This is a genomic window from Nitrospira sp. MA-1 (assembly GCA_032139905.1).
Lineage (GTDB): Bacteria > Nitrospirota > Nitrospiria > Nitrospirales > UBA8639 > Nitrospira_E.
Genome location: JAQJDB010000005.1, coordinates 231,099 through 239,766 on the forward strand (window position 1 = coordinate 231,099; position 8,668 = coordinate 239,766).

Consider the following 8,668-nt stretch of genomic DNA (forward strand, 5'->3'; position numbering starts at 1 on the left):
GAGGATTCATGGGAAACGACGAACAGGAAGATACGACAGTCTACAAAGTAGTGATGAACCATGAGGAGCAATATTCCATCTGGCCGTCCTATCGAGATAATCCTCTCGGATGGTCGGATGTGGGGAAAACCGGCCTCAAAGAAGAATGTTTGGACTATATCAAGGAGGTATGGACGGATATGCGTCCGTTGAGTTTGCGAAAGTGGATGGCCGAACAAGCTGAAAAAACGGGTTCTTCATGCTAACCGCTGCACGATCACAACCATGGATTGTCACCTGCCGTCCGACGTCGGGAGTCCGGTTGTTGTGTTTTCCGTATGCCGGTGGAGGGCCTTCGGTGTTTCGCGGTTGGGCGCAATATCTTTCGCCGGAGATTGAACTCTGTGCTGTCCAGCTGCCTGGGCGAGAGGCGCGGATGAAGGAGTTACCCATCGGAAATCTCAGGCGTTTGGTTGCCGAACTCACGGACGCTCTCGAACCGAGTCTGGACAGACCCGTTGCCCTATTCGGGCACAGCATTGGCGGACTGATTGCATTTGAACTCGCACGGGAGATACGGCGGCGCTATGCCATCGAACCGGTGCATCTCTTTGTCTCGGGATGTCCAGCGCCGCAGATCCGCGACAACGATCCACTGTTCGATCTACCGGAGGACGAATTTCTCGATCATATGCGGCGGTTCAATGGAACCCCACGGGAAGTGTTGGAACATCCGGAGATGATGCAACTTGTTCTTCCCGCGCTCCGTGCGGATTTTTCGCTCCGCGACACCTATGTGCATGTCGAGGAACCTCCTTTGCACTGTGCGATTTCGGTGTTCGGCGGCCTGGAGGACACTCGTGTAGGCACAGAGGAACTGGAGAAATGGAGAGCCCATACGTCCGAATCGTTTCAGATGTGCCTGTTCCAGGGCGGGCATTTCTTCTTACGGACCGCGCAAGCCGCCGTAGTGGAATCCGTTACCCGGACATTGCATCGGTATGGACGGTGACGGGGAATATGCGGGACCGACAGATTTTTATTTACATTGCTGCCGATCCAATTCGGATGGGTTTAGTGGAGTGAGAAGGAATCTACAATGATCCGGAGGTGCAGTTATGAACAATGATGGTCAAACGACTTGTACCATCCCGTCGCAGACCTGTGGGGATGGCGATCCGGCATCGATATTTTCAACTGGGCCGCTCGTCCCCGGAGTTCGTCTCCCGTTGTTGATGACGGCGCAGGAGGGACGGGATCTGGGCGAACTTTCAGCAGCTGCGCGTTGCGGTGCCGACGAGTTTTTGTCGATTCATGGGGGCGTGTTGTTTCGAGGATTACCGGTGGAATCGCCGTCGGACTTCGAATCCTTTGTGAAGGTCTTCACCCAATCGATGATCGCCTATGAATTCGGTTCTACGCCGCGCTCGCAGGTTCATCATCAGGTCTACACGTCGACGGAATATCCTTCGGATCAACATATTCCTTTGCACAACGAGCAGGCCTATACCACGGAATGGCCGATGAAGATCTGGTTTTACTGCGGCCAGCCGTCCGAGGAAGGCGGATATACGCCCATTGCCGACAGCCGGGAAGTGTTGACACGGATTCCGTCGCATATCCGGAAACGGTTTATCCGGAAAGGGGTCATGTATGTGCGTAACTATGGCAACGGGCTCGATGTGCCATGGCAAAAAGTGTTCAACACCGAGGATCGTGCCATCGTTGAGCAGTTCTGCCGGAAGAACGGGATCCTGTTCGAGTGGAAGCCGGATGGTGAACTGCGGACACGACAGATCGCGCAGGCGGTAGCGGTGCATCCCGTGACTCAGGAGGAGGTCTGGTTTAATCAGGCGCATTTGTTCCACGTCTCGAATTTGGAGCCGGACGTGCGCGAGGCACTTTTGTGCGCCGTGAGCGAGGACGAGCTTCCGCGGCATGTCTATTACGGAGACGGCACTTCCATCGAGACTGATGTATTGAATGAAATTCGCGATGTCTATCGTTGTCTCGCGGTTCAGTTCTCCTGGCAGAAAGGGGATGTGCTGATGCTGGACAATATGCTGGCGGCCCATGGGCGTACGCCCTACAAGGGAAATCGACAAATCCTGGTCGCGATGGCTGAGCCGTCAGGAGCGTTGCCCGAATGCCGCTGAACGAGGAAGCTACCCGAAGCGAGACGCTGCCAGATGAGAGCGTGGAGCCGGAGCACTATGTGTTCCCGATGAGCTTTGCGCAGCGTCGATTGTGGTTTCTGTCCCAACTGGAGCCGGAGAGTGCGTCCTACAACACCGCGATTGCCGTGCGGATGAAGGGCGTGCTTGATCGCCAGGCGGTGGAAGACTCATTCAACGACATCGTGACGCGACATGAGATACTGCGCTCGACGTTCGAGTCAGCGGACGGGGATCCCGTGCAGATCATCGCGGCACAGCGTGAAGTGCATCTCAAAGTGGTCACCATTCCCAGGAGCGATGACAGGATCGAACCTGCGATCGCCGCGGAGGCACAACATCCGTTTGATCTCATGCGCGGTCCATTGATTCGCTTGTGTTTGATGGAGAGACATGCTGAGGAGCACGTCCTGGTCGTCACCCTGCACCATATTGTGTGTGACGGGTGGTCTGCTCAAATCCTGGCGAGGGAATTCGCTGCGTTCTATGCGGCCAGAATAGCGGGCATGACCCCTTCCTTGCCCCCCTTGCCGATTCAGTATGCCGATTTCGGGGAATGGCAACGGCAGTGGATGCAAGGGGCGGTGTTGGAACGTCAGGTGGTCTATTGGAAGCAACAATTGAATGGTGATTTACCTGTCCTGGAAATCCCGACCGACCGGCCGCGAACGGCAATCCAGGCCTCGTCCGGAAGCCGGCATGTTTTTATGGTGCCTGAGGGGGTTGCGAAGGAATTAGTTGCCCTCAGCCGCCGGGAAGGCGTGACATTATTCATGACGTTGCTGGGGGCCTTTCAAGTGTTGTTGCTCCGGTATACGGGTATTGAGGATGTCTGCGTCGGGACGCCCGTCGCGTGCCGGACCAGACCAGAGACCGAGGATTTGATCGGTTTTTTCGCAAATACTCTTGTTCTACGCACCGATCTTTCTGGAAATCCGCCGTTTTCCCGGTTGCTGGCACGGGTGCGTGACGTGGTCATCGGTGCCCAAGCCCACCAAGACCTTCCCTTCGAAGAACTGGTGGATGTCCTGAAGCCTGCGCGAGCCTTGAGTCACCCGCCGCTGTTTCAAGTCATGTTCGTTCTCCAGACAACGCTGTCTCAAGCTATCCGGCTTCCCGGCCTTGCCGTCGAGGTGCAAGAAGTGGATGTGGCTTCTGCCAAGTTCGACCTGTCGCTCGACATGGCTGAAACGGAAAAGGGTTTGGAGGGGGCCTTCGAGTACAACACGGACCTCTTTGAGCCATCCACGATCCTCAGAATGACGGACCATTTGGTGCGGTTGCTTCAAGAGATTGTCGAGGGTCCCGAGAGGCGTGTACACGAATTGCGGTTCATGGCGCCATCGGAATGGCGTCACGTAGTGGCGGAGAGTCGCGATTTCGAATGCTGTCCATCTGTGGTGGATGGATATGCGGATATGTTCGAGGCGCAAGTCAAGAATTCTCCCGAGGCCATTGCCGTTATTTGCGATGGGCAATCGCTGACCTATCGGGAATTGAATTGCGCCGCTAATCGAGTGGCGCATGCTCTCACGCGGGCAGGCGTGGGCGTCGAATCGATTGTCGCGGTACTTGACCGTCGTGGAATTCCCTTCTTGACGATGATACTCGGGGTTCTCAAAGCGGGTGGTGTCTATCTACCTCTCGACCCAACCCATCCGGCTCACCGCTGGAGTCGCCTCATCGAGTTGAGCCGGTCGGCGGTCGTCCTGGTGGCAGAGGCGTTCCGGCCAAGTTTACTTGACGCATCGTTAAAGCTGGCACAATCAGGCGAGATTCCTGTGCTGACGATAGAAGCCATACATGCAGAGAAGGTGTCCGAACATAACCCACTTCGCGAGTCCTCGCCGGACCAACTCGCATACATCATCTATACGTCCGGGTCCACAGGGGTGCCGAAAGGCGCGATGGTGACGCAACGGGGATTGGTCAATCACCTCATGAGCAAAGTCGCGGTCTTGGGCTTAGATGCCGAGGCGGTCGTTGCGCAAACGGCGTCGGCGTGTTTCGATATTTCGGTCTGGCAATTTCTTGCGGCACTGGTGGTCGGTGGCCGTACGCTGATTGTCCTTGATGAAATCGCGCATGACCCGGCAGCACTGTTGGCCTGTCTAAATGAATCGGGTGTGACGGTCGCTGAAACTGTGCCAAGACTCTTGCAAGGCATGATTGATGCTGCAGCCGGTTCCACGGGGTTTTCTTTGCCCAGGCTTCGCTGGATACTTCCGACCGGTGAAGCGCTCCCACCGCAACTTTGTCGCGATTGGTTTGAGCGATACCCGCAGATCCCCCTGATGAACGCCTATGGGCCGGCCGAATGTGCCGATGATGTGGCCATGGCTCCGATCACCGGGCCTCCCGCACGTGAGCAAGTTTGTATGCCCATCGGTTGGCCTATTCAGAATGTCCGGCTCTATGTTGTGGATCGGTGGCTCGGACCGACTCCGATCGGTGTTCCTGGTGAACTCTGTATCGGGGGCAGTGCCGTTGGGCGAGGGTATGTGCAGGATCCGGCGCGAAGCGCTGAAGTGTTTGTCCCTGATCCATTCGAAAGAGAGCGGGGTGCGCGTCTCTATCGAACGGGTGACCGTGTATGCCGACTGGCCGATGGGAGTCTGGAATTTCTCGGTCGGTTCGATCATCAGGTGAAATTGCGGGGTGTGCGTATTGAGTTGGGTGAGATCGAGGCCCGTCTTCTCGAACTCACCGATATTCGGGATGTCGTTGTGGTTTTGCGTGAGGATTGTCCCGGCCAAAAACGGTTGACGGCCTATGTGGTGACGTCCGGGGCAGGCGACAATCAGAGAAAATCCTGGCGCACGGCGTTACGGACACAGTTGCCAGACGCGATGATTCCGGCATGTTTCGTCGTTCTAGAGGCGATTCCTCGCACGTCCAACGGAAAAGTGGATCGACAGTCGTTGCCTGTACCGGAACAGGAATTCATGCGGGAATATGTGGCGCCGGGTACAACAGGAGAGGAAACGCTGGCTGGAATCTGGGCCGATCTTTTGGGAGTCGAGCGAGTCGGAGTAGAGGATAATTTTTTCGAGCTCGGCGGAGATTCCATTCTCAGTTTACAGGTCGTGGCCCGCGCAAGAGAGAAAGGTCTATTACTGACTCCGCGGCAGCTCTTCCAGTATCAAACCATCGCGGAACTGGCAGCTCATGCGTCCTCATCGTTTTCCACAAGGGAAGTGTCTCTCCTGAATTGGAATGCGTCCACCTTTGTCGATGACGATACTGCGGGAGCAGCGCGGCGGGCCTGTCCGGATCTGGAAGATTTCTATCCACTCAGTCCTTTACAGCAGGGACTGTTGTTTCATAGCGCGTATGCACCACGATCCGGTGTCTACATCGAACAGATGCACTGCCGGTTGCGGGGAGAGTTGGATGCACAGGCATTCAGGAAGGCCTGGCAGCGGCTCGTGGCCCGGCACGTGGTGCTTCGGACCAGATTCATGTGGCGGGATGTGTCGTCACCGGTACAGATCGTCATGCCTTCGGCGGATCTTCCCTGGCTGGAACTCGATTGGCAGAGATATTCGGTCAGGGAGCAGGGGGAGCGCCTGCGATTATTTATCCAGGAAGACCGTCTGCAGGATTTCGACTTCGAACAGCCTCCCTTAATGCGCCTGGCTTTGATACGCGTCGCGCCTGAGATATATGAGGTGGTCTGGACCCACCATCATATCCTCATGGACGGTTGGTGTTTGCCGATTCTGCTGAGAGAAGTCTTGACCTCGTATCACGCGTCCCGATCCGGGCAAGAACCGGAGCAGGACCTTCCCGTTCCCTATCGGCATTACGTGGCCTGGCTTCAGCAACAGGATTCAGCCGGCTCGGAAGAATTTTGGCGCGCCACTCTTCAAGGATTTACCGTACCGACACTGTTGGGAGACGAAGGGAAGCCGGAGGAGTCCGATGGAGCGGGAGGGGATGGGGTATTCACCCTGGCGATCTCATCGTCAACAATTGAAGCGATTCGCGCATGCGCCCGACGATGCCAGGTCACAGAACATACCCTGGTGCAGGGAGCCTGGGCGCTGTTGTTGAGTCGATACCGCGGTGAGACGGACATCGTTTTTGGCACGACGGTTTCCGGTCGGGCCGCCGAGATCCCGGGAATCGAATCGATCGTCGGTCTCTTCATCAATACGCTGCCGCTTCGCCTGTCGGTGTCGCCGGATGCCGTCGTCCATCAATGGCTGCGGGAGATTCTCGCGCGAAACAGCGCTCTGCGGGATTATGAACAGAGCCCGTTGGCGCAGGTACAGGGATGGAGCGATGTTCCTCGCGGTCAATCGTTGTTCGAGAGTCTGCTGGTCTTCGACAACCATCCGATGGATGGAACGCTGGAGGAAGGCACGATTGGACTTGCCGTCGAACGGCCGCGATTGCAGGGACAAACGAACTATCCTTTGACGCTGAACGTTGTGCCCGGAAAGATCATGATCGTTGCATTCTGGTATCAGCGGCGGTGGTTCCGTGATGAGGTTATCACCCGTATCGCGGGCCATTTTGACACCCTTTTGGCTGCCATCGCTGAAGCGCCCCAGGCACGTCTCTCGGCGTTGCCGATGATGGAGGCAGCGGAGCGGGCGGTGGTGGTGGGGGAGTGGAACGCGACGGCTCGGGCCTATCCGATGGCCCAGACGGTGCCGGAGTTGATTGCCGGGCAGGCGGTGCGGACCCCGACGGCGATCGCCGTGCGCGACGGCGCCCGGACGCTGACGTATGCCACGCTGCTGGCGCGCGCCAATCAAGTGGCCCAGACCCTTCGGGCGGAAGGCATCGGCCCGGAGTGCCTCGTGGGGATTGCCATGCAGCGTTCGCTCGACCTGGTCGTCGGCTTGCTGGGTATTCTCCAAGCGGGCGCGGCCTATGTGCCGCTCGATCCGACCTATCCCGCCGAGCGGCTCGCCTTCATGCTGGCCGACAGTCAGGTGGCGGGCTTGCTGACGCACGAGGCGCTCGTGGCTTCGTTGGGGTTTGCCGGGTCTACTCTCTGTCTGGATCGGGATTGGCCGAGCATTGAGAGACAGCCGAGCATCGCGCCGGCCGGCCGCTTCCTCGACACCCAACTGGCCTACACCATCTATACCTCCGGCTCCACCGGCCACCCCAAAGGCGCGGGCAACACCCACGGGGGGTTGCGTAACCGTCTGCAGTGGATGCAGGAGGCCTATCCCTTGAGTGCGGCCGACCGGGTGCTGCAGAAAACGCCGATCAGTTTTGACGTCTCCGTGTGGGAATTCTTCTGGCCCCTTCTGGCGGGCGCCGAACTGGTCTTGGCTGCGCCGGAGGAACACAAGGACCCGGCGGCGTTGATCGCTCGGATTGTGGAGACGGGGGTGACCACACTGCATTTCGTGCCGCCGATGCTGCAGGCGTTTCTGGAGAGTCCCGGGGTGGGGCGTTGTACCACGCTCCGGCAGATCATCTGCAGCGGCGAAGCCCTGCCGGCGGCGGTGCCCTCGCAGGTGACGGCGGCCTTGCCGGCCGTGCGGCTGCACAATCTCTACGGCCCGACGGAAGCGGCCATCGACGTGACGGCCTGGAGCTGTCCGCCGAGTCCCGAGGTCACGGCGGTGCCCATTGGGCGCCCGATCGCCAACACGCAAATCTATGTGCTCGATCCGCAGGGCGAGCCGGTCCCGGTCGGCGTCCCGGGTGAACTCTATATTGGCGGGGTGGCGGTGGCGCGGGGCTATCATCGTCGGCCGGCGCTGACGGCCGAACGGTTTGTGCCCGATCCCTTCTGCGGCGTCGCGGGGCAGCGGCTCTATCGCACGGGCGATCTGGTCCGGTTCCGGGCGGATGGTGTCCTCGACTATCTGGGGCGGCTGGATCATCAGGTCAAGATCCGGGGGTTCCGGATCGAATTGGGCGAGATCGAAGAAGTCTTGCGGCAACAGCCGGGGGTGCGGGAGGCCGTCGTGGTAGCGCGGACCGAGGCGTCGGGGTCGAAACGGCTGGTGGCCTATGTAACGACCGACCCGGCGGCGGGCGTCGAAGTGGCGACCCTGCGGCAGGGGCTGGCCGACCGGCTGCCGGAGTATATGGTGCCGGCGGTGATTCTCGCGCTCGCGCAACTGCCGTTGAGCCCCAATGGCAAGGTGGACCGGACGGCGTTGCCGGCACCGGAGGCGGAGAGCCAGCGGACGGGGGCGTACGAGGCGCCGCAGACGGAGACGGAGCAGACCTTAGCGGCTATCTGGGCCCAGGTGCTCGGGCTCGCACGCGTCGGCCGCCACGAGAACTTCTTTGAACTCGGCGGTGATTCGATTAACAGCCTGCAGATCCTATCGCGGGCTCACCGAACAGGAATCCAATTGACCCCGAAGCAGCTCTTCGACAATCCGACGATTGCCTCTGCTGGGGCGGTGGCGGTGGTCGGCAGCGTGGCTTCGGCAGAATCATTGCCGAACGCCGCCGATCCCTCTCGAATTTCGGATGTGGAGCTGACGGAGGACGACATGCAGAACTTATTGGAAGAAATCGAATAGGGGATT

At 58.8% G+C, this 8,668-nt stretch carries 4 protein-coding genes; all 4 read left to right on the plus strand.

Annotated features, from left to right (window positions below):
• The first annotated feature begins 8 nt into the window (after positions 1-8).
• The 4 genes from PJI16_05550 to PJI16_05565 all read left to right on the plus strand — a co-directional run bounded on the left by PJI16_05550 (position 9) and on the right by PJI16_05565 (position 8,662).
• The gene (locus PJI16_05550; protein MDT3777023.1) at positions 9-245 is read left to right on the plus strand and encodes an MbtH family protein; all 237 of its coding nucleotides are present in this window, start codon (positions 9-11) and stop codon (positions 243-245) included.
• On the plus strand, positions 239-991 hold the full coding sequence (locus PJI16_05555; GenBank protein ID MDT3777024.1) for an alpha/beta fold hydrolase: 753 nt from the start codon (positions 239-241) through the stop codon (positions 989-991). The genes PJI16_05550 and PJI16_05555 overlap by 7 nt, the downstream gene beginning before the upstream one ends.
• A gap of 106 nt (positions 992-1,097) precedes the next feature.
• Positions 1,098-2,135: a TauD/TfdA family dioxygenase gene (locus PJI16_05560; protein MDT3777025.1), complete on the plus strand. Its 1,038-nt coding sequence runs from the start codon at positions 1,098-1,100 to the stop codon at positions 2,133-2,135.
• 41 nt (positions 2,136-2,176) lie between these two features.
• Positions 2,177-8,662 (plus strand): amino acid adenylation domain-containing protein, encoded by a 6,486-nt coding sequence (locus tag PJI16_05565; protein ID MDT3777026.1) that lies wholly within the window; start codon positions 2,177-2,179, stop codon positions 8,660-8,662.
• Positions 8,663-8,668: the final 6 nt, after the last annotated feature.